This is a genomic window from Staphylococcus cohnii subsp. cohnii, assembly GCF_002902365.1.
Taxonomy (GTDB): Bacteria; Bacillota; Bacilli; order Staphylococcales; family Staphylococcaceae; genus Staphylococcus; species Staphylococcus cohnii.
This window is the reverse complement of sequence record NZ_PPQC01000065.1, coordinates 70,235-93,762: the sequence shown is the minus strand read 5'-3', so window position 1 is coordinate 93,762 and position 23,528 is coordinate 70,235. Positions and strand designations below refer to the sequence as shown.

General features: G+C 28.8%; 22 protein-coding genes and 2 pseudogenes. 20 read left to right on the top strand and 4 right to left on the bottom strand.

Translation table 11 applies throughout. The annotated features are described in order from the left end of the window. Positions 1-338 precede the first annotated feature (338 nt). The 19 genes from CD032_RS11130 to CD032_RS11040 all read left to right on the top strand — a co-directional run bounded on the left by CD032_RS11130 (position 339) and on the right by CD032_RS11040 (position 19,868). A complete protein-coding gene (locus tag CD032_RS11130) occupies positions 339-1,004 on the top strand; it encodes a YveK family protein (RefSeq protein WP_069973646.1) in 666 nt (221 codons plus the stop codon). A 15-nt stretch (positions 1,005-1,019) separates the two neighbouring features. After that, positions 1,020-1,706 (top strand): polysaccharide biosynthesis tyrosine autokinase, encoded by a 687-nt coding sequence (locus tag CD032_RS11125; RefSeq protein WP_103211489.1) that lies wholly within the window; start codon positions 1,020-1,022, stop codon positions 1,704-1,706. A gap of 2 nt (positions 1,707-1,708) precedes the next feature. Beyond that, complete coding sequence (locus CD032_RS11120) at positions 1,709-2,476, top strand: tyrosine-protein phosphatase (RefSeq protein ID WP_069973644.1); 768 nt, start codon at positions 1,709-1,711, stop codon at positions 2,474-2,476. 24 nt (positions 2,477-2,500) lie between these two features. Beyond that, entirely contained in the window at positions 2,501-4,315 is a 1,815-nt protein-coding gene (locus CD032_RS11115; RefSeq protein WP_103211488.1) for a polysaccharide biosynthesis protein, read from the top strand. Then, positions 4,305-5,498 carry an MATE family efflux transporter gene (locus tag CD032_RS11110; protein ID WP_103211487.1) on the top strand — a complete coding sequence of 398 codons (1,194 nt, stop codon included), beginning with the start codon at positions 4,305-4,307 and terminating at the stop codon, positions 5,496-5,498. The genes CD032_RS11115 and CD032_RS11110 overlap by 11 nt, the downstream gene beginning before the upstream one ends. After that, complete coding sequence (locus tag CD032_RS11105) at positions 5,488-6,705, top strand: glycosyltransferase family 39 protein (RefSeq protein ID WP_103211486.1); 1,218 nt, start codon at positions 5,488-5,490, stop codon at positions 6,703-6,705. Before CD032_RS11110 ends, CD032_RS11105 begins: the two co-directional genes overlap by 11 nt. Beyond that, positions 6,702-7,253, top strand: coding sequence for an acyltransferase (locus CD032_RS11100; protein ID WP_069973625.1), 552 nt, complete (start codon positions 6,702-6,704; stop codon positions 7,251-7,253). Before CD032_RS11105 ends, CD032_RS11100 begins: the two co-directional genes overlap by 4 nt. A 3-nt stretch (positions 7,254-7,256) precedes the next feature. Further along, entirely contained in the window at positions 7,257-8,258 is a 1,002-nt protein-coding gene (locus CD032_RS11095; protein ID WP_069973626.1) for an NAD-dependent epimerase, read from the top strand. 21 nt (positions 8,259-8,279) lie between these two features. Beyond that, entirely contained in the window at positions 8,280-9,554 is a 1,275-nt protein-coding gene (locus CD032_RS11090; protein WP_069973627.1) for a nucleotide sugar dehydrogenase, read from the top strand. Between the two features lie 2 nt (positions 9,555-9,556). After that, entirely contained in the window at positions 9,557-10,705 is a 1,149-nt protein-coding gene (locus CD032_RS11085) for a glycosyltransferase family 4 protein (RefSeq protein WP_069973628.1), read from the top strand. A 15-nt stretch (positions 10,706-10,720) separates the two neighbouring features. After that, entirely contained in the window at positions 10,721-11,317 is a 597-nt protein-coding gene (locus CD032_RS11080) for a sugar transferase (RefSeq protein WP_069973629.1), read from the top strand. Beyond that, positions 11,314-11,928 carry an acetyltransferase gene (locus CD032_RS11075; RefSeq protein WP_069973630.1) on the top strand — a complete coding sequence of 205 codons (615 nt, stop codon included), beginning with the start codon at positions 11,314-11,316 and terminating at the stop codon, positions 11,926-11,928. The genes CD032_RS11080 and CD032_RS11075 overlap by 4 nt, the downstream gene beginning before the upstream one ends. 6 nt (positions 11,929-11,934) lie before the next feature. Then, positions 11,935-13,065: a DegT/DnrJ/EryC1/StrS family aminotransferase gene (locus CD032_RS11070; protein ID WP_269459123.1), complete on the top strand. Its 1,131-nt coding sequence runs from the start codon at positions 11,935-11,937 to the stop codon at positions 13,063-13,065. Between the two features lie 24 nt (positions 13,066-13,089). Further along, positions 13,090-14,028 (top strand): LCP family protein, encoded by a 939-nt coding sequence (locus tag CD032_RS11065; protein ID WP_069973631.1) that lies wholly within the window; start codon positions 13,090-13,092, stop codon positions 14,026-14,028. 327 nt (positions 14,029-14,355) lie between these two features. Beyond that, a complete protein-coding gene (locus tag CD032_RS11060; protein ID WP_103211485.1) occupies positions 14,356-15,342 on the top strand; it encodes a phenylacetate--CoA ligase family protein in 987 nt (328 codons plus the stop codon). A 204-nt stretch (positions 15,343-15,546) separates the two neighbouring features. Continuing rightward, the gene (locus tag CD032_RS13675; RefSeq protein WP_069973633.1) at positions 15,547-15,783 is read left to right on the top strand and encodes a hypothetical protein; all 237 of its coding nucleotides are present in this window, start codon (positions 15,547-15,549) and stop codon (positions 15,781-15,783) included. A 620-nt stretch (positions 15,784-16,403) separates the two neighbouring features. Continuing rightward, on the top strand, positions 16,404-16,556 hold the full coding sequence (locus CD032_RS13690; protein WP_233434120.1) for a DUF8451 domain-containing protein: 153 nt from the start codon (positions 16,404-16,406) through the stop codon (positions 16,554-16,556). Between the two features lie 510 nt (positions 16,557-17,066). Beyond that, the gene (locus CD032_RS11045; RefSeq protein WP_053024886.1) at positions 17,067-18,842 is read left to right on the top strand and encodes a CapA family protein; all 1,776 of its coding nucleotides are present in this window, start codon (positions 17,067-17,069) and stop codon (positions 18,840-18,842) included. Positions 18,843-18,857: 15 nt separating this feature from the next. After that, a complete protein-coding gene (locus CD032_RS11040; protein ID WP_040030087.1) occupies positions 18,858-19,868 on the top strand; it encodes a YheC/YheD family protein in 1,011 nt (336 codons plus the stop codon). Between the two features lie 530 nt (positions 19,869-20,398). Here CD032_RS11040 and CD032_RS11035 read toward each other — a convergent pair. From CD032_RS11035 to CD032_RS13625, 4 genes and pseudogenes are all read right to left on the bottom strand, one after another. Continuing rightward, positions 20,399-20,953 (bottom strand): annotated as a pseudogene (locus tag CD032_RS11035) (IS3 family transposase); the annotation flags it as partial. A 15-nt stretch (positions 20,954-20,968) separates the two neighbouring features. Beyond that, the gene (locus CD032_RS11030) at positions 20,969-21,187 is read right to left on the bottom strand and encodes an IS3 family transposase (protein WP_126116941.1); all 219 of its coding nucleotides are present in this window, start codon (positions 21,185-21,187) and stop codon (positions 20,969-20,971) included. A gap of 95 nt (positions 21,188-21,282) precedes the next feature. Further along, positions 21,283-21,561 carry a hypothetical protein gene (locus CD032_RS12975; protein WP_052437211.1) on the bottom strand — a complete coding sequence of 93 codons (279 nt, stop codon included), beginning with the start codon at positions 21,559-21,561 and terminating at the stop codon, positions 21,283-21,285. Further along, a pseudogene (locus CD032_RS13625) lies at positions 21,530-21,805 on the bottom strand (transposase); the annotation flags it as partial. The pseudogene CD032_RS13625 and the gene CD032_RS12975, both read right to left, overlap by 32 nt. 737 nt (positions 21,806-22,542) lie before the next feature. Here CD032_RS13625 and CD032_RS11020 point away from each other — a divergent pair. Further along, positions 22,543-23,528, top strand: a 986-nt coding sequence (locus CD032_RS11020; RefSeq protein WP_064263631.1) for an HNH endonuclease signature motif containing protein, incomplete at its 3' end; no start/stop codon positions are given.

The following is a 23,528-nucleotide window of genomic DNA, read 5'->3' as shown; positions in this document are numbered from 1 at the left end:
GACTCCTTTTTGTTAAAATTATACTATAAATTCAACTTTGCAACAGAACCAAAAATAGAAAGTAAGACCAGGGAAACTAAAATCTACAGTTCATTTAAAAAATCCAAGCATTATTTAACACCTTGCATTAACTTTTTAATAAATGGCTTTTTTAATATTTCATCTTAATGTAGAAGTATTTAAAAAATTTAATTAATATTAAATTTATTGAATTAATTGTAAAAGAAGGTTAATTTTAACAATAAATTTATATACATTTAAGAATAATTTTGAAAAGGTATTGAAAAGCATAATAAAAGTTCTATATAATAAGTTAAAATGGAAAAATGGAGGTTTATATGGAAAGTACATTGGATTTAACAAAAATTTTAAGAATATTAAAAAATAATTTAAAACTATTAATTATTTTGCCACTTATTTGTTTACTAATAAGTGCAATCGTTACTTTGTTTTTCTTAGATGAAGAATATCAAGCAACTACACAAGTATTAGTGAATCAAAAAGAAAGCGATTCGCAAATGATGGCACAAGAAGTTCAAAGCAATATTCAACTTGTCAATACATATTCAGAAATTGTAAAGAGTCCTCGTATATTGGATAAAGTATCAAAAGAATTAAATCGAAAATATTCTACTTCAGAATTATCGAGCATGTTAACGGTTACGAATCAAGCTGAATCACAATTATTAAATATTGATGTGGTAAGTAAAAGCGGTAAAGACTCAGAAAAAATTGCAAATAAATTAGCAGAAGTATTTAGTGATGAAGTACCTGATATCATGAATGTGGATAATGTATCTATTCTCTCTACTGCGGATGATACTACAAAACAAGTGGCACCAAAAACAATGATAAATTTAGTTATGGGCATAGTTATTGGATTGATAATAGCATTAATAATAATTTTTATTAAAGAAATATTCGATAAGCGTATTAAGTCAGAAACAGATGTTGAAAATGAATTGGAAATACCAGTATTGGGTTCCATACAAAAATTTAACTAAGGAGTTATTGTAATTATGGCAAAGAAAAAAAGAGCTATATCACCTTTGTACGTTCATGACAAACCTAAATCAACAGTCAGTGAAAAATTTAGAGGGATACGTTCAAACATTATGTTTTCTAGTGCAGAAAAAGAAATACAAAGTCTGCTAATTACTTCAGAAAAACCATTATCAGGAAAGAGTACTATTTCAGCGAATATTGCAGTGACTTATGCACAAGCAGGTTATAAAACACTGATTATTGATGGTGATATGAGAAAACCAACGCAACATTATATCTTTGACTTACCTAATAACAGTGGACTGTCAAATTTAATTGTAAATAAAGCTACGTATACAGAATCGATAAAAGAAACTAAAGTAGAGAACTTAGCAATATTAACTGCTGGTCCGACACCACCGAATCCTTCAGAATTAATAGCTTCTACTCAATTCGATGAAATATACAATGAATTATTAAGCGATTATGATTTTATTGTTGTTGATACGCCACCCGTAAATACAGTAACGGATGCACAAGTATATGCTCAAACTATTCAGAATTGTGCATTAGTAATTGATGTAGAAAAGAATATTAAAAACGAAGTGAAAAAAGCGAAAGATTTAATTAATAAAGCTGGTGGGAAATTATTGGGTGCTATACTGAACAAAACTGCAATTGATAAATCTTCAAGTTATTATTACTACTATGGAGATGAGTGAAAATGATTGATATACACAATCATATATTGATAGATATCGATGATGGACCACAAAGTATAACTGCTATGAATGATTTACTTAATCAAGCAAAAAGTGAAGGCATCACTGACATAGTAGTAACACCACACCATCTACATCCTAAATATAACAATGATATACAGCGTGTAAAAGACAGGGTAAAAGATCTAAATGAAAATTATATTGTTCAAAAATTAAATATCAACTTTTATGCTGGTCAAGAAATTAGAGTCACAGATAAGGTTATTTATGATCTTAATAATGGGAATATTGAAGGTATCAATAATTCAAACTATTTACTATTAGAATTTCCTAGCAGTGAAGTACCACATTATACCCAACGTTTATTTTATGAACTACAAACTATGGGTTACATTCCAATTATCGCACATCCAGAACGAAATAAGGCAATTGTTCAAAATTTAGATTTATTATATGAGCTTATTAATGGCGGTGCATTAAGTCAACTTACGACTTCATCATTATTGGGGAAATTTGGAAGTAAGGTAAGAAGCGCTTCTTTAAAAATAATTGATAATAATCTGGCACATTTTATTGCATCAGATGCACATAGTGCGACAATAAGACCATTCGCAATGAAACAGCTATTTAAAGAAAGAAAATTAAAAGCTTATTATGAAGAATTTGAAAATTATCTAGAAAACGGGAAGTTAATGATAAATAATGAAAGGATTTCCAAACAGGTACCAACGCAAGAATATAAGCAGAAAAAGTGGTTTGGCCTTTTTTAGAAAAAATGAATGAGGGGATTAAGAGTGAAAAAGATTTCTGCGAAATTGCGATTTTTAATACTAATCATTATAGATTCGCTAATTGTTACATTTTCAATATTTTTAGGATATTCCATATTAGAACCATATTTTAGAGGCTATTCAATAGATTTATTGGTATTATCATCAATTATCTTGTTAGTTTCACATCATATTTTTGCATATGTGTTTAATTTATATCATCGTGCATGGGAATACGCGAGTGTAAGTGAATTAATGTCAATTGTAAAAGCGGTTACAAGTTCTATAGTTCTTACCATCATATTAGTTGCTTTAATAACAAGTGATAGTCCATTTCTACGTTTATATTTTATTACGTGGATGATGCATTTATTATTGATTGGTGGATCTAGACTATTTTGGAGAGTTTATAGAAAGTATTATATAGGAAATTCAATTGAAAAAAAATCAACTTTGGTTGTAGGTGCAGGGCAAGGCGGATCAATGCTGATACGCCAAATGTTACGTAGCCATGATATGCGCATGCAACCTGTACTAGCAGTAGATGATGATAAAGAAAAGCAAAAGATGACGATAACTGAAAGAGTAAAAGTTCAAGGGTATATTAAAGATATTCCTGAATTAGTAAAAAGATATAATATAAAAAAAATTATTATAGCAATACCAACTTTAAGTAAAAAAAGGCTGAATGAAATTAATGAAATTTGCAATATTGAAGGTGTAGAACTATTTAAAATGCCTAATATTGAAAATGTATTATCAGGTGAAATAGAAGTCAATCAACTTAAAAGAGTTGATGTTGAAGATTTACTAGGTAGGGACCCAGTAGAACTAGATATGGCATCTATAGCTAAGGAATTAACGCATAAAACAGTTTTAGTCACAGGCGCTGGTGGCTCTATTGGTTCAGAGATATGTAGACAAGTTTGCAAATTCAGTCCTGAACGTATTGTTTTATTAGGACATGGAGAAAATAGTATCTATTTAATTCATCAAGAGTTAAATAAAACATTTGATAAAAAAATTGATTTTATTCCAGTAATTGCAGATGTGCAAAATAAAGAACGTATGTTAGAAATTATGAAAAAATATAAACCATATGCAGTTTATCATGCAGCAGCACATAAGCATGTACCATTAATGCAATACAACCCAATTGAAGCAGTTCGTAATAATATATTAGGAACAAAAAATACGGCTGAATCGGCAAAAGAAACAGAAGTTAGTAAGTTTGTGATGATTTCTACTGATAAAGCAGTGAACCCACCGAATGTGATGGGGGCAACTAAACGTGTAGCAGAAATGGTGATTCAAAGTATGAATGATACAAAGTGCAAAACCAGTTTTGTAGCTGTGCGTTTTGGTAATGTGTTAGGTTCTCGAGGATCAGTTATTCCATTATTTAAAAAGCAAATTGAACATGGCGGTCCAGTTACAGTAACACACCCGGAAATGACTAGATATTTTATGACTATTCCTGAAGCTTCTAGACTTGTATTACAAGCTGGAGCATTAGCCCAAGGTGGAGAAGTATTTGTTTTAGATATGGGTAAACCAGTGAAAATTGTTGATCTAGCTAAAAACTTAATACATTTAAGTGGTAAAAAAGAGGAAGATATTGGCATTGAGTTTTCTGGTATTAGGCCAGGTGAAAAGCTATTTGAAGAATTACTTAATGAAAACGAAATATACCCAGAACAAATTTATGAAAAAATCTATATTGGCAAAACGCAAATCTTTGATTCAAAAGAGTTAATGGAAAATATTAAGAGGATAAAAAATGAGGAAATTGACCTTATAGACTTTGCAAATCGGAGTGAAGAATATTTTGAAAAATAATTTTTTACCTTACTTGTTTGGAAATATAATATTTGGATTTACTCAATGGCTAATTATAATTTTAATATTAAAATTAGGTACTAAAACTGAGTTAGGTACATATACTTACGGAATTGCTATAATTTCTCCACTAATATTGTTCCTATCTTTTGGATTTAATACTTTAATAGTCACAAGTAATGCTAGTGAAAAAAGCTCTTATATTAAAGCTAGATGGATGGTTTCTATAATAGTAATGTGTATTTATATGTTTATTATTATATTTTTAACAGGAATTAACGTAAATAAATATTTGTTAATATTTTTTATAGGGTTAAGTAAAATGGTAGAAAATTTATATGATATTGATTACGCTTTTTATATCAAGAATAAAAAGCATGAATATGTCGGTTATTATAAAATAGCTTTTTCTTTTGTTCAAATTGCATTAATATTGGTTTGTTTTATCATTTTTCAAAATTTAACAATCTCGTTCATTATTTATAGCGCAATTTTGTTTATTGTTAATTTTATAAAAAACAGAAAAAAATTATTTGAAAAAGAAGCTTTTCTTATAAGATCTTTTAAATTATATGCTATAGGTTTGCCAATTTCAGTGACTCTTTTTTTATCTTCTTTAAATACTAATATTCCTAAATATTTTTTAGAAACTTCAAGTGATATTATTGCAGTAGGTATTTTCAGTAGTTTTTTAACAATTTATTCTGCAGGTAATACTTTTTTCTTCTCTATCTATAATTTCATTTTACCTAAAGTAGTTAAAATGAAATATAATAAATTTTATTTAAAATTATTATTTATTAAAATAATTGGAGCGGGTATGTTAATAATTTGTTTTGTTCAAATTATTAACATGACAGTCTTAGATAGCATTATACCTGTGATTTTTAATGAAGATTTTATAAAATATAAAAAAGAAATATGTTTGGTATTATTAAGTTCGGTATTGATATATATTAGTATATTAATGGATTTATTCATTAACAGTCATAATAAATATAAATATAATACATATATTCAAATTTTCAGTGTTCTAATTGTAGCTTTTGGAAGTTCAATATTAATTAATAGATTTGAGGTATTTGGAGCAGTTCTTACTTTTTCAATATTTTCAATTTCAGTGTTTATTTTGAAAACCTTGCTAAGTATTAAACTAATTAAAGGAGTAAATTATGAAGTATAGATATTTATTAATGATAGTAATTTTAATAAGTACTTATGCCATTAGTATATTTGACTATAATTCTAGTATATATTTATTAATACTTATAAATATATTTGTATTATTATTTTTATTAGTAAATAAATATAATTTTATATTTATATTTATTTGGCTTTTTCAATGGCTTATATATTTATTAGCATTAATTACTCATAGGTACTTTTTTGTATTGCCAGGTTCTGGTAATGATGATATTAGGTTTGAAAAGTTATCACTTAATTATTATTATCATTTGGCATTTGGAACAGAAGCAAATATTTTTCAAAGTTCAACTTTCTATTCAAAAATATTAGCTTTCTTTTATTATCTTGGTTCCCCCAATGAATTATTACCTGGATTACTTAATATAACTATTCACTCAGTAGCTTTAATACTTTTATATAAAATAGTTTTTCTAGTTTTTAAAGAAAAAAAAACTGCTTTAGTAAGTACATTTCTATTTACTATTTATCCATTAACACTATTTAATACAGTTATAACTTTAAGAGAAATTTATGTTATTTTATCAATTTTATTATTTACTTATTCAATTTTGAAATATCATGAACAAAAAAAAATACGATATATTATAGTGAGTCTCTTATCAATTGTTTTTGGAAGTATGTTTCATGTTGGTATTGTAGGTTTATTATTATTTTTAGCTGCTTATTTCCTTTTAATTTCACGAATCCGATTTAATTTAAAAATAATAATATTTACAACATTTACAATTTTATTTTTTACTTTTATTACAACTACTGACAATCCGAAAATTAAATCAATTATAAGCGAAGAGGAAAATACAGTTTCCCAAGAAAATTTAAATTCAACATCTCGAGCTGATTATTTAACTCCTAATGAAAGTAATGGAATTATAAATAAATTTAAGCAAGAAATATATTTTGCTTTTAAACCATTTCCATGGGAAATTCGTACATTTTCAGATGTTATTGGTTTTAGTAATATTCTATTTATTTGGTTTTCTTTTTATCTAGGAATTAGATTATATTTAAAAGATAGAAATGAAAATATTTTAATAGTTTTAATTATCTTTGCTGTAATGAATTTTGTTTTTGCACTAGGTACATATAATTATGGTTCAGCATTGAGGCATAGAGACAAATCCTCATTGTTATTAATAATGTTTATTTGTCATTATTATATTTACCGTGGAAGGAGATACAAATGAACAAATACAGAGTTTTAAGAAATCTAGGAAATATATTAAAGTTGATGCCCAAACAGTTTAAAGAATTATTATATGAAATAAATACTAGTACTAATTTAAAGATACAGATAGCTATTAGATATGCTATTTTATCAAGCTTAGTAAATGAAATTGGAAATAATGTATATGTCGGTAAAAATGTTTCTTTAAAAAATATGGAAAAGGTATGTATTGGAAATAATGTTAGTATTCATGACTTATCATATATTGATGGATTTGGTGGACTTGAAATAGGTAATAATGTTTCTATTGCACATAGCTCAACGATAATAACAGCTAATCACACATGGAATAATACGAATATACCTATAAAATACAATAAGGTTATTAAAGGAAAGGTAGAAATTAGTGATGATGTTTGGATAGGATGTGGAGTTAGGATATTAAGTAATGTGAAAATTGAGAAAAGAACAGTAGTTGCAGCTGGAGCAGTTGTAAATAGTGATTTAGAAACAGGATGGCTTGGAGCTGGTGTTCCAATGCGAAAAATCAAAAAGATAGGTGATTGAAGTATGAAAATATTAATTACAGGTGTGGCCGGGTTTATAGGATCACATCTTGCGAAAAAGTTAATTAAACAAGGACATCATGTTATAGGCATAGATAGTATAAATGATTATTATTCAGTTTCTTTGAAAGAAGATAGACTAGAATCCATAGGAAAAGAGAAGTTTACTTTTTATAAATTAAAATTAGAAAATCACGACGATTTAGTGAAAATATTTAAAGATGAAAAACCAGAAGTGGTTGTTAATTTAGCAGCTCAAGCGGGTGTTAGATACAGTATTGATAATCCAAAAGCGTATATAGATGCCAATATTGTTGGTTTCGCGAATATACTTGAGTGTTGCAGACATTTTGATATACATAATTTAATTTATGCATCATCAAGTTCTGTATATGGCGCAAATACTTCCAAACCATTTAGTACTTCAGATAATATCGATCACCCACTCAGTTTATATGCAGCAACGAAAAAATCTAACGAACTAATGGCACATACGTATAGTCATTTATACAATTTGCCAACTACCGGTTTAAGATTTTTCACGGTATACGGACCATGGGGAAGACCAGATATGGCACTATTTAAATTCACAAAAGCGATTGTAAATGATGAGGTAATAGATGTTTATAATCATGGGAATATGATGAGGGATTTTACTTATGTGGATGATATTGTAGAAGCAATAAGTAGATTAGTGAAAAAACCTGCATCGCCAAATAAAGAATGGTCAGGTGCAAATCCAGATCCTAGTTCTTCTTATGCACCTTATAAAATATATAACATAGGAAATAACAGTCCAGTCAGATTAATGGAGTTTGTAGAAGCAATTGAAAATAAATTAGGAAAAGAATCTAAGAAAAACTACATGGATTTACAACCAGGAGATGTACCTGAAACTTATGCAAATGTAGATGACTTGTTTAGAGATATTGATTTTAAACCAGAAACTACAATCCAAGATGGTGTAAATAAATTTGTTGATTGGTATTTGGAATATTACAAGTAAATAATGGGAGATGCTACTTTTATGGAAAGAAATATTGCAGTTGTTGGATTAGGTTATGTAGGTTTACCAGTAGCTGTCACTTTTGGTAATAAACATAAAGTGATTGGATTTGATATTAATGAGTCAAGGATTCAAGAACTAAAAAATAATTACGATAGAACAAATGAAGTTAAAGAAGATAAATTAAAGCTAACTAATATAGAGTACACTTCAAATGCAGTGGATTTGAAAAAAGCTGATTTTATTATTGTAGCTGTACCAACACCGATTGATAAACATAATAAACCAGATTTATTACCATTATTAAAAGCCAGTGAAACAGTTGGGAAAGTGATTACGCCTGACACAATAGTAGTTTACGAGTCAACGGTGTACCCTGGTGCAACAGAAGAAGACTGTGTACCTGTGTTAGAAAAATATTCAGGACTAGTTTGTGGTAAAGATTTTTTTGTTGGCTATTCACCAGAAAGAATAAACCCAGGTGATAAAGTGCATACTTTTGAAACGATTACAAAAGTTGTATCAGGTCAAACACCTGAAGTGTTAGAAATAGTTGCAGACGTGTACAGCTCAGTAGTCACAGCAGGAGTTCATAAAGCATCTTCAATTAAAGTAGCAGAAGCGGCAAAAGTAATTGAAAATACTCAACGTGATGTGAACATTGCATTAATGAATGAACTCGCAATCATTTTTGATAAATTAAACATAGATACTAATGAAGTACTTAAAGCTTCAGGAACAAAATGGAACTTCTTGAATTTTAAACCAGGGTTAGTAGGTGGACATTGTATTGGTGTTGACCCATATTATTTAACACATAAAGCACAGGAAGTTGGTCACCATCCTGAAGTTATCCTAGCAGGTAGAAGAATAAATGATAATATGGCTAAACATATTGCTTCTAATGTAATTAAAGAATTATTAAAGCAAGGATTAGAAGTTCAAGGTGCATCAGTGAATGTATTAGGTATTACATTTAAAGAAAATTGTCCAGATTTAAGAAATACAAAGATTATTCATATTATTGAAGAACTTAAAGAATACGGATTAAAAATTTACGTAAATGATATAGAAGCCAATTCCGAAGAGGCTAAAAAATTATACGATTTGAAATTGATTAAAAAACAAGAGTTAAGTAAAGTAGATGCTTTAATATTTGCAGTTCCACATGAAGACTACTTAATTAATAAACATGAATATTTGAAATTATTAAATGAAAATGGAGTAGTGTTTGATGTTAAAGGTTTTATAAGAAGTGAAGATTTATTAATAAATCAGAGACTTTGGAGGCTATAGATATGAAAATAGTACAGATTGCTGCGATAGAAAGTACGCATATCAAACTTTTAAAAGCTTTGAATGAAGAAAGTGTTAAAAAAGGGGCAGAAGTTCATTGTGTTTGTACCACTGGAAATAAAAAGAAAGAACTTCAAAAGCAAGGCGTTATAGTTCACGACATTAAAATCGACCGTAAAATTAGCCTGTTAGGAAATATAAAATCAATATATAGAATGTTAAAATTATTCAAAAAATTAAAACCAGACATTGTGCACACGCATACACCTGTAGCATCTGTTTTAGGAAGAATTGCAGCTAAATTAGCTAAAGTCCCTAATATTATCTATACAGCCCATGGATTTTATTTTCATGATGGTATGTCTAAAAAAACATATTTTATATACTTCCATATTGAAAAAATTATTGGAAAAATTTGTACTGACTATATTTTTACGCAAAGTAGAGAAGATTATATAACAGCTAAAAAAAATAATTTTCTAAGAAAGAAGAAACAAAACAACTATTTTCACATTAGTAATGGCATCGACTTAAATAATGAATTTAATATAAATAATATAAGTGAGAAAAAAATAAAAGATATAAAATTAAAGCATAATATAAAAAAAGGAGATATTATAGTTACTTTCATAGGTAGATTAGTGAAGGAAAAAGGTATTTTAGACTTATTAGAAGCTTATAGTAAATTAGAATCTAAAAATGTTAAATTTATTATTATAGGTAGCTTGTCGGATAGCGAAAGAGATAAAGATACCATAAAAATAATTGAAAAATACAAAAAAAATACCGATGTCATTTTTACTGGTCAAATATCAAACATAAATGAATATTTAACTTTAAGCGACATATATTGCTTGCCTTCATATAGAGAGGGGATGCCACGTTCAATAATTGAAGCAATGGCTATGAAAAATGCTATTATTGCTACAAAAATTAGAGGATCGAGGGAAGAAGTTGTTGAAAATGAAACTGGCTACTTGATTCCTTTAAAATCAAGTAAATATATTGCTAGTAAAATAGATAATTTGGTCGGAAATGTTGAAATACTTAATAACTTTAAAGAAGCAGGGTATTTCCGTGCACTGCAAATTTACAATGAGGAAGAAGTAATAAAAAAACAATGGAAAGTTTTTCGTAAATTAGTTAAATAAAGGTGTGATTTCAAAATGTTAAAACGTATGTTTGATTTTACAGTCAGTGGAATAGGCTTAATAATTACGTCACCAATTATGTTATGTACAGCTGTAGTTATTTCTAAAAAATTAGGGAAACCAGTCTTATTTAAACAAATTAGACCAGGGAAAAATGGGATTCCATTTTCTATATATAAATTTCGCACAATGACAAATGAAACAGATGAAAATGGACAATTATTATCAAATGAATTAAGAAAAACTAAATTTGGTTCATTATTAAGAAAGACAAGTATCGACGAATTACCACAACTTATTAATGTAATCAGAGGAGATATTAGTTTAGTAGGTCCGAGACCACTATTAATTGATTACTTACCCCTTTACAATGATTTTCAGAGAAAAAGGATGAATGTGAAACCTGGAATAACTGGCTGGGCACAAATAAATGGTAGAAATGCTATATCATGGGAAAAAAAATTCGAATTGGATGTTTGGTATGTAGAAAATCAGTCATTTAAGCTAGATATGTTTATTCTTTATAAAACGTTTACAAATGTTTTGAGGAAAAAAGATATAAATGCCAATAGTTCTATTTCTATGGAAAGGTTTAAAGGCACGGAATCATGAAAAAAATATTTTTAATTGGTATGGGTGGACATGCAAAAGTAGTTAAAGACATTATAGAATTAAATAATGAATTTGAAGTAATAGGATATTTAGATGATAAATTTCATGAAAAATCAGTCAGTGATGGTATTATTTATGACAATTTAAACTCATATAGAAACTATAAGGACAATTATTTTATTATTACAATTGGCAATAATAAAATAAGAAAACAAATTTTTGAAAAGTTAGAACTTCCACTCTGTAAATTCCCCAAGTTTATACATCCTTCAGCAGTTATTGGATCGGATGTTGAAATAGGATATGGAACAGTAGTTATGGCAAATGTGGTAGTAAATGCTGATACTTATGTAGGTAATCACTGCATTTTAAATACAATGGCAAGTATTGGGCATGACGTATTAATTAAAGACTTTGCTCATATATCGCCTAATTCTACGTTAACAGGTGGTGTGCAAGTAGGGAGCTACACTCAAATAGGTGCAGGATCGACGGTAACGCCAAAAGTAATAATTGGAGATTCAACATTAGTAGGTGCAGGATCAACCGTAATTAGTAATATATCAAATAATATGACAGTATTTGGTACACCAGCAAAACCCAAGGAGTGAAAGTAATTGACAAATGAACGAGTATATTTATCTAGACCACATATGGGTGGGAATGAACAATCTTATATATCGAAAGCATTCGAACAAAATTGGATAGCACCATTAGGAGAGAATGTTACAGAATTTGAAAATAGTATAAAATCATATATCAATATAGATGAAGCATTGGCTGTTAGTAGTGGTACTGCAGCAATACACTTAGCAGTTATAGAGAGTGGTGTAACAGAAAATGATTATGTATTTTGTACATCTTTAACTTTCTGCGCGACTTCTAATCCGATTTTATATCAAAATGCTATCCCAGTATTCATTGATTCTGAATTAGATTCTTGGAATATGTCGCCAGTCGCGTTGGAAAAAGCGTTTAAAGAATTTGAAAAAAAATCAATTAAACCAAAAGCTGTTATAGCAGTTAACTTGTATGGACAATCTGCAAAATTAGATGAAATCAAATCAATTTGTGATACATATAATGTAACTTTAATAGAAGATGCAGCTGAATCATTGGGCGCTGAATTCCAAGGTAAAATGAGCGGTAGTTTTGGGGATTTTGGTATCTTTTCATTCAATGGTAATAAAATTATTACAACAAGTGGCGGCGGCATGCTAGTAACAAATAACAAAGAAGCCAAAGAACACGCACTTTTTTTAGCAACACAAGCAAGAGATAAAGCAATACATTATCAACATAGTGAATTAGGTTATAATTACAGATTAAGTAATATCTCAGCTGGTATTGGCCGAGGACAAATGGAAGTATTAGAGCAACGTGTTCAAAAAAGAAGAGCAATTTTTGATAAGTATTATCAAGAGTTGTCAGATATTGAAGGTATTGAATTTCAACCGGAATTACCTAACTCCAAGTCAAACAGATGGCTGACTGCATTAACAATTGATGAGAAAAAGGCTGGATTTTCGGCAAATGATGTAATTAGTGCTCTTAGCAAAGAAAATATAGAAGCTCGCCCTGTATGGAAACCTATGCATTTACAACCATTATATGACCAATATGAATTTATTTATGATGGTGTAGATAATGCTAAATACTTGTTTGAACATGGGATTTGTTTACCTTCAGGTTCAGATATGGAAACAAAGGTTCAAGAAAAAATTATTCAGATAATAAAAAAATTATAAATTAAATAAAAAGAAGGTGGATACATGGAAAGAAGAAAAAAGAAAAAATCCACGGTAAAAAAGGTTGTTCTCACTGTATTAATCATTTTAGCACTGCTAATTATTATAGCTGCAGCATTTATATTCTATAAACTTACGTCATTAAATAGTTCAATTAATGATCCACTTGACAGAAAACATTCTGAACTTAGAGATGGGCCAATAAAAAAAGGAGAGCCAATTTCAATAGCGCTTTTTGGTATAGACTCTGATGAAGTCAGGAATTCAGAACACGGTGGGCAAAGATCAGATTCAATCGTACTTCTGTCAATTAATCCAAAAGATAAAAAAACAGAAATGATTAGTGTGCCTCGTGATACACATGCTGAAATTGTTGGTAAAGATACAGAAGAAAAAATCAATCACGCCTATGCCTATGGTGGTCCAGATATGGCAGTGAAATCTGTAGAAAAGCTTATGGATGTCCCAATTGATCACTATGCAGCCATAAACATGGATGGTGTTTCTACACTTATAGATGAAGTCAATGGTGTAGATGTTGTTAGTAATGCAACTTTCAATGTTAGGGACTATACATTTGAAAAAGGTAAGAAATATCACATGGATGGTAAAGAAGCATTGGCGTTTATGCGGAGTAGGAAAGAAGCAGGTGCTGGTGGAGATGAAGGAAGACAAGCGCGACAACAACTTGTTATCGAAGCTGTAGCTAAGAAATCAATGAATCCAAGTTCAATACCGAAAATCAATTCAATATTTAACGCAGTAGAAGATAACGTCAAAACTGATTTGAGTTTAACTGATTTAAATGGTATTCGATCTGATTATAAGAGTGCACAAAAAAATGTGAATCGTCAAACTTTAAATGGTGAAAATACATTAGGTGATGATGGATTATACTATTTTTACCCAAGTAATAATGACCAAATAGTTAAAGATTATAAAGATAATTTGAATTTAAAATGATTTTTAAAAACTATTTATTTTTGAATAAATATAGTATGAATTGAGGATTAAAATGAATCTGAGAAAAGCAATTTTTAATATAATAAAGTTTAGAGACTATAAATATATAAAAGCAGTTAAGAAAAATTTGAGAAACAATATTGAAAAACCTGTGCAAATTAATGAGTTCAATAAAGATAATTTTTAGAATTTATCACAAATAATTCAGTATATTATAAACAGTATAAGGATAAGAAGATTTATGATTTTCCCATTGTAAGTAAGCGAGATATTGTAGATAATTATAATGAAATTGCAACAATAAAACCTGAAAAACGGAAAAAATTAATGAAAGTGTCAACTAGTGGCTCATATGGGACGCCATTATCATTTTATGTCACTAAAGAAAAAAGATTAACTCAACAAGGTGAAGTATTATTTTTTGGTAGCTACTCTAATTTTGATTTAGGGATTAAACATCTATATATACGAGTTATTAAACCAAGTTTTAAGAATATGATTATCAAAAACCAATATATATTAAAACCTGGTAATATAGACCAAAATTGGATGAGAAAAGCATTGAAAAAAATATCAAATGAAAAGCATAAGGTTATCATTACTTATCCGAGTATTATGAATAATTTAGCTACTTATGCTTGTGAGCATCAATATGAAATAAAGCATATTAAAGGCATCATTACTTATGGAGAGAAATTAGATGAGAAATCTAGTCAAAATATTTATAAAGCCTTTAAATGTAAGCCGTTATCAAGGTATTCTACAGAAGAATTAGGGGTTTTAGCTAATACTAAGATTGATAGTAATGAAATGATTTTGAATCAAGTAAATTACTATATAGAAATTTTAGATGAAAATAATGAACCTGTTGCTGAAGGAAACACAGGTAAAGTGGTAGTGACAGACTTTAATTCCCATATTATCCCATTGGTACGTTACGATACAGGAGATTTAGCTACATTAACTAGTTATAAAGATGGTCTTGCACATACTATTAGTAATATAGAGGGTAGGAAAATAGAAACGGTGTATAATACTAAGGGTGATGCATTAATGCCCTTTAATATTAATATAATGATGAGTAAAATTGAAAATATTTATCAATTTCAATTTATACAAAAAGGCAGAAAAGAATATGACCTTAAAATTTTACCAAAGAAAAGTTTTGATGAATCAAAATTAAATGAATTAAAAAAGCAATATAAAAATCTTCTGGGTGAAGATGCGTTAATTAATATTAATTTAGTAGAAAAAATAGAAACACTTAAATCTGGGAAAAGACCCTATATCATTAATCAATATACTCAAAAATGATTCGAATCGAACTGATATATTTCAGTTCGATTTTTGTATAGTTATTTATGAAAACGCAAACATGAAATGAAGACTTCTAAAAAATTTCAAGTAAAATTGTTTTTAGTACTAGATATTAATTTTAAAAAAGAAGTGAGGTTATAACATGTCTAAAGTCATTCAAGACATACATACAGCATTTGAGAATTTAGAGCATGCGCGCGCATGACGGTGCTCGTCGGTGGTTTTGGGCTATGTGCGATACCAGAGCATGCCATTGAAGCGATTCGTACAAAAGGATTAACCGTAATGAATAAACCTGATTTAATAGATTTAGGCTTCAGAAGTTATCAAAATATTCGTTTTGAATTAGAACATAAAAAACACGTTGACGATATCATTTCAAAAGATATAAAAACAGAATATAATCGCGTGATGTATTCTGAAAATATTTTTGAATAGTGAGTTTTGAAATAAAAACATATTAAATCTGGAAAATATATCTATTGATAAACAATTAAAAAGAGTAACTGTTGGTAGTCATTTCTATCAATAGTTACTCTTTTTATAAACCGCATCATAAATTGATAAGCAGAAGCATATCATAAGTGATGCGGTTTTTTCAGCCGCTTAGTAAAGGGATTTTGAACGTATCATACTGTATGAGGTTTTTAAAAAGAGTACTTATGTTTGCTTGAGAGCTATCATCGGTGATGCGATTTTTCGGCTTTTTGTAAAGGGATTCAGACCGTATCAGAACGTATGAGGCTTTTGAGAATTGCCGTTATATTTTATAAATTGTAAGGCCTTGTAGAGTAATTTTGGATAAATCATAATAAATATTTTGAAAGGTAAAGTTAGTTAATGAAGTGAAAAACAACATACATACTCTATTATTAATAAATAATTAATTGAAAATCTCATGCAATATTGATCGTTAAGTAGAAGATATTATTTATTATTTGGACTTCAAATTTTAATTGCTTGGTCTATTTATAATCAAATTAAATTTATAGTATATTACTTATAATAGTGAATTATAAATTGATGAAATAGATACAGAACAATTAGATAATTATGATATGTCTGATTTAAATCAAGAATCTATAGAAGGATATAGAAAACTTTTATTAAGGAATACTAATGATGAAAGATATGCGACTATGAACCAACTGGATCTAATGATAGAATTAGGAGCATACCGAAAAGATAGAAATTCGAAAGATAGGCAATAAAAATTTAAATGTATATAGTTTTAAAAAAAGTGATGATAAAATTAACAGATAATATTGGGAAGTCATTTAGTTTAAATGCTGATTTGACTAGACAGAATTAAGCAAATGATTTAAAAATGGTATTTCTTGAAGCGCTGATTAATACGTTAATGCTTGTATATTATGATACTAAGCAAAATATTAAAATAGTTAATTGTGAGGATTTTATTGAGTTTTATAAACTGGATAATATGAGATTAAATAAAGAAGTTTTTATTCATGAAGGACACTCAAAAGTTAGAATTAGTATATTATCGACATTTTTCAGAAGAATAGAGTACTCAGAAAAATCTAGTTTCGAATGGCCGAGGATATTATGATTTTTAATATATAAAATTTAACATATTATAAAACAATATTTGAAAATCTTAGTTTTCTAAAATAAAATTAATATATTAAAGGTCTAATTAGTAAGTTCAAAAAGTGATTATAGATTATTTCTATTAATTTATTTATGAAGGAGTAAAGTTTATGAATAATTATAAAGTCTTGGCTATTCGTCTAAATGACAAAAAAGTACTATATGAAAAAGGCGATAAAGACAAAAATGATTATGGATTGGGTAATGCTTTATTTTTAAATTATGTCTTAGATTTACTGAAATATAAAAAGATTAAGCTACAAGCAAGTGTGAAAATTAGTGAATATATTTCTAAAATTTCTATAAAAGATAAAGTATTTTTGGAAAAAGGGAAAGAAGTTACGATATATAAGTTATTACAATTAGTAATTAACCTTAATTGTAATGCAGCTGTTTTAGCTATCGCAGAATATCTAGATCCTACTAGAAATAATCCTTCTATTAAAGTGAAAATGAAGCGAGATGAGTACGGTTTAGAAAAGCAGGTTGCTATAAATATTAGTGGTAGAAAGATGAAAAATAAGCGTCAGTCTTATACGATTGAAGATCTTTTGAAGATTGGAAAAGAAATGTTTGGACAATTTGAAAAAGATTTTAAATTATATAATAATTCATTAGTTGATTATTGTGGGACTGTTTATGAAAATCCAAGTTTCATAGATACTGATGATCGTGTTGTATGCAACTACTTATTTGGGTCTCGTGATAATAGTGGGATTGTCTTAACTAATATTAAAAATGAGAGAGTTTTATTGGCAATAATGGATGCAGATAACGCGTTTCATAGAGATTTCTTATTGAAAGAAGCAATGGACGAAATACAATTCAATATAAAAGTGCCGAAATTAGAAGTTGAAACATTTATTGGAGAAAAAGAGATTAATTTTTTAGGCGATACATACTTTGGAGAATTTTATACAAAACGTCGACAAAAACGCAATCAAGATGATGCATTAATGCGTTATGGTTATGATCATTCATTGAAGAAATTAAAGACACACTTTGATTCCAATGGATATAACATTATCAATTTTGAAGCAGTATTTACAGAAGAAGGTACAGTTTCAAATTTAGAGGGTGCTAAACCATTTTTATTATGGGCAAATGAAGAAAAAACATTAAATGCATTAAAATCATTAAATTTAAATGCTGTTTCTTTAGGAAACAATCATGCGATGGATTTCGGGATTAATCATTTAAAACAGACCATTGAGGGCTTTAAAAATAACGATTTAAAAGTATTTGGTGCAGGTCTAAATTCTAAAGAAGCTTTAGCACCTATACATTTAAATATAAACAATAGAAATGTATATATTTATAATGGCTATTGGTATCGTAAAATTGCATATCGCAAATTTGATTTTTACGCTATAGGTAATAATGGAGGTGTGGCACCTTTATATTTAATAAATGAAGAAATTCGAAAAAAAAAACAAGAAGATCCTAATTGTTTTATAATTGTACAACCTCATTGGGGCGTTGATTTTAAACAAATTTTACCTTATCAAGTTGAAAATGCAGAACAATTGATTCATAGTGGCTGTGATTTAATACTTGGGCACGGTCCTCATACTATTCAAAAATTAAGAAGATATAACAACACAGTAATTGTTTATAGCATGGGAAATGGGATTTTTAATAGTAATGGAGAATTTGATAAACATCATGCATTACCATATGGTTTCTTAATTAAATTGAAGTTTCTTGAAAATGATGAAATTAAGCTTATATTAGTGCCATTCTACGCAAATAATCTGGATACTTTTTGGTGTCCAGATTATGTGAATGATGAACAATTTAAAAAAATTGTAGAATTTATTGCTAAAGATAAAGAATATATTGAAACAGACTGGAAAAATCGAGCATTTGAAATAAAAATTAAATAAGAGAGGAATTTGATTATGAAAGTAGGATTATTACGAGAAAAACATAAAAAGGGCGTGCTTGGTAGAACACTAACATATATAAGCAATTTTTATAATATAGACTTTTTTGTATTTACTTATGATGATGTTAATCTTGAAAATGAGACAATTGATGGTTTATTTTTTGAAGATGGACAATGGGTAAAAAAGCGTACAGAATTTCCAGATATAGTGGATAATGTACCGATGGATAAACGAAAATATCCTGAAATATTTAAAGCTTTAAGGAAGAAGGCTATATTTACAACACCAGGTTTAGGGTCTAAATCTGTTATTTTTAATAAGATGCAAGAAAGTAAAAGATTTGAAGATTTAATTATTCCAACTGATGAAGTATCTTCTTATGATGATTTACAAAATTATATACAAAAGTATAAAGAAATTGTATTAAAACCGACTCTTGGCAGTAGAGGTAGAAATATATGTTCTTTGAGTCAAAGAGATAAAAAAATTGATGTTTTAACCGATGATAAAAGTTGGACAATTGAAATTGATGAGTTACAGACTTTTTATAATGAGAATATAAGTGAAGAGAAGTATGTTGTTCAACCTTTCATAAAATCACAAACAATTGAAAATAAACCATTTGATATACGTCTTCTTGTCAGAAAAAATCAAAAAGGACATTGGGAGAAAGTTGAGATTTATCCGCGCATAGGTGTAAGTAAAAATATCACGTCACATGTAATTAACGGCGGTAGTGTAGCAATGTTAACACCATTTTTAAAATATAATTTCGAAAAGAATTGGAAAGATATAAGGATTGAACTCAATAATTTATGTAAAACGATTCCGCTCAATTTTGAGAAGCTTTATAACTTTGAAATTGATGCATTAGGTATAGATATTGGTATAGAACCTGACGGTAAAATTTGGATATTTGAGGTCAATACATTTCCAGGACAGCATTTCTTCTATGCTAGAGATTCTGAAGTGAGAGTGGCTTATTATAGATATTTATTAGGTCTAAAAGACAAAAAATCATAAAGATTTCATTCATTTCCTGGACAATATTTTTCCGGGAATTAAAAAATAATGATTTAAAATAAATAATTTAGAAAAATTCATATTTCATCCAAATTACTTTATATGATATAAAAAGTAATTTGGATGATTAAGTATAGTGAATTTGAAGGCAAAACACTTCTGATTATAGGTGTGTTTTCGAGTATTGGTAAGGCTACTGCTTTAAAATTTACTGCAAAATGAAGGAGTTACCCATTTTTATACCAAACACCATTTTGAAATAAGATCTCAGGAGTTTAAAAAAGGTGCTCAAGAATATGAGTATCTTATGGAATGGGTTAGTAATTGAAATTACAAAAGCAACAAATAATAAGCTTTTATGATACTAGTAGTTGATATTAGGCGTAAAGTATTTATAGTAGTAATATATCGTTTTATCTATCTGTATGAAAAACCAATTACAACTGTATCACTATTTTATTAACATTGAGTAATCATAAGTGAGATGTTAAAAAGTAATTAAAAGAAAAACTTACGAGTGATTTGATGTGCTACCCAAAAGTTTGACTTTTGGAACTAAGTAGATTGTAAGGTATGTTTCCTGAATTCTTCAGGAGACATGCTTTTAATTTTAGCTTAATTCTATCTTTATTATAGTATCTAATATATTCATGTACTGCGATTTCTAATGCTTCATATGTCTTGAAGACTTCTCCATAAAACATTTCCTGCTTTAATAAGCCAAAGAAGTTCTCCATCGGTGAATTATCTAAACAGTTCCCTTTACGTGACATGCTCATTGTTGCATCAAATTCTGTTATGATATTTCCCCAACTACTATGCTGATAATGAAATCCTTGATCCGAATGAACGACTAATTGGTTTAAATTGTGATGGTGTTCCTCAAGTGCTTTATTTAAAGGATTTATAGCGATTGCTAGGTTCGGTGAACGGGCAATCACTTCAGAGTTATAACAATCCATAATCGTTGATAGATATAGTTTCTTTCCTTTGATAGGTAACGCAAACTCTGTGATATCTGTGACCCATAGTTGATTGAATGTCTTCGGACTAAATTTACGGTTCACGGTGTTGGGAGCAATTTTCCCAACTGTCCCTTTTTATGAACTGTAACGTGTTCTCGATTTATTTTTGAATTTTTGACACAGTAAATTATAGGTTTTCATAATACGTAACAAGCGCTTATGATTCACCACAATTTGTTCTCTGTTTTCGAGTATCGCTTTGATTCTTCTGTAACCATATCTACCTTTATGTTTTGAGACTATCTCTCTAATTTTATCTACTAGCCATTGATCTTTCTGTTTCTGATCATCCATATGTTTTATCCAGTAGTAATATACAGACTTTGGTAGCTTCAACACTGTTAAAATCTCTTTTAGTGTATAAGTCGTTGCTTGCCTTACCTCAAGCGCTACTTTCGTTTTTTGTCTGTTGGATCTGTCGGTAAGGCGTTTAACTTTTTTAGAATGATATTTTCCAGTTCTTTCATTCTTAGTTCTTCTCTTAGACGTTCTAACTCTTCGCGTTCTGTTTCATTCAGAGGCTCGCTCTTTGATACTTGTTTTTGGTTATTTTCTTTCTTAGACATATGTTTTATTGGTCTCCCTTGTTTGCCCTCTAGAGCAGCTGGGCCACCTTCTTGAATCTTGCGATTCCAGTTAGCGATTGTTGAAAAAATGCTTGATACCAAAATGTTCCGCTGTTTCTCTATAAGACAATTGATTTTCTTCTCTATATTTTAAAACAGCTCGCTTAAATTCACTAGTATATTGAGTATTACTTAGAGATTTAGTGAGTCCCTGATAGCCATGTGTGTTATATTGTCTTACCCATAATCGAATCAATGACGGATCTACATTATGCTTTTTGCCTAAAAATTTGTATCCTCCTGCTTCGTTTAAATATTCATTAACTACTTTTATCTTAAATTCAAAGCTATGTTTTTTATTAACTGTCCATTATTCGGGTTATAGTTCACTCAGATTGCAATCCTGCTTTTCTAACGTTGGGATTTCCTACGCAACCAATAATTAAGAATTTTCAAGGATATTTGGGTCCCGAATTAAAGTTCAATTACATTAAACCTGATGAAGTTTTAAAGGTAAAACTACCTTAGTTCATTTTGAGAGAATTTATACATGCTTCATATAGAATGAAAAATGGAGAGCCATTTTCTTACAGTAATTATTTAACAATTAAAGTGAAATACTTTGACAAAGAAAAATCTAAATTTCAATATCTCTCTACTAAAATACCATGCGAAATTGAATATAAAGGGGGCAGGGCTATGCTGCATTTCAATATTGAACCGGCCGTCATAAGATTAGACTAGTATTAAAAAAGTACCGTAAAAAAAGCATCGTAAAACGATACGCTGAAGCATATCACAAATAATTTAGCTGAAGTTTTTACCATGTTTAAAAAGATATAGTAGTAGATTTATCAGTTCAAAAAACATGACTTAGTTGCTATTCAAGCGAATTTTTATAATGATAAAATTGTTGAATCAGAGATAAAAATTGTACATTATTTATCTTAAAACTAAAGTTTTGAATGGAAATAACTATTGATTTTAGTTATTTCCATTTTTTTATATGAAAAAGGAAACTAATAATAATCTGACAATATGGTAATGTTACAGTAATAGATATAGATAAAGGTGGAAAATATTATGAGCGAATTATTAAAGAGAAAAGATTTAATGCAATTGTTGAAAATAAATGATGGCACCTTTCGAAATTGGAAGAAAGCCGGAATGCCAATAGTTAAAGCGCAGAATGAAGAGTTCTTTGATCTAGAACAAGTAAAGCGTTGGCATAAAAAGGTAACAGAAGGAATTGATAATCTCATAATTGATAAAAAGTATGACAATAATACGATTAGTGATGTATTCAAATGTTCGCAGCAGGGAGGAATGCGACGTTCTCATTTAACTAATACACTAGTCTTATTCTCGAACCATAAAAATGATGTTTATAGAGATCATACAGTAATAGATGATGAAGGAAATGAAACATTGCATTATACAGGTATGGGTCAAAAAGGTGATCAAGATATTGAGCATGGTCAAAATAAGACTTTAAACCATTCTGAAGATTTAAGTATTAAAGTATATCTGTTTGAATCATTTATTTCGGGCGAACATATATTTCGTGGAGAAGTGAGGTTGTATGATAAACCATATACTACAGAGCAAAATGATAGAATGGTTTGGGTCTTCCCGCTAACTTTTAATAACAGTGAATATTATATCCCAGGAAATATTTCGGATGAAAAGTATAGAGAACAGGCGAATCTAATAAATAAACTCAGTGACAATGATATCTATGAACGTGCTATAAAGGTGAAACAAGTGGGAAGAAAAGAAGCGGTTACTAAAGTATATGCCAGAAATATCCATGTGGCTGCACATGTTAAAAATAGGTCTAATGGCTATTGTGATTTATGTAATAAACCAGCTCCGTTTAAGGATCGAAATGGGAGAGCATATCTTGAATGTCATCATGTAGATTGGCTAGCCAACGGTGAGAAAGATAGCATCGATAATGCTGTTGCTTTAGACCCTAATTGTCACAGGAAAATGCATGAATTAGATTTAAAATCTGATGTGAAATTTCTGAAAGATAGACTAAATTATTATCAAAGTAAGAATTTATA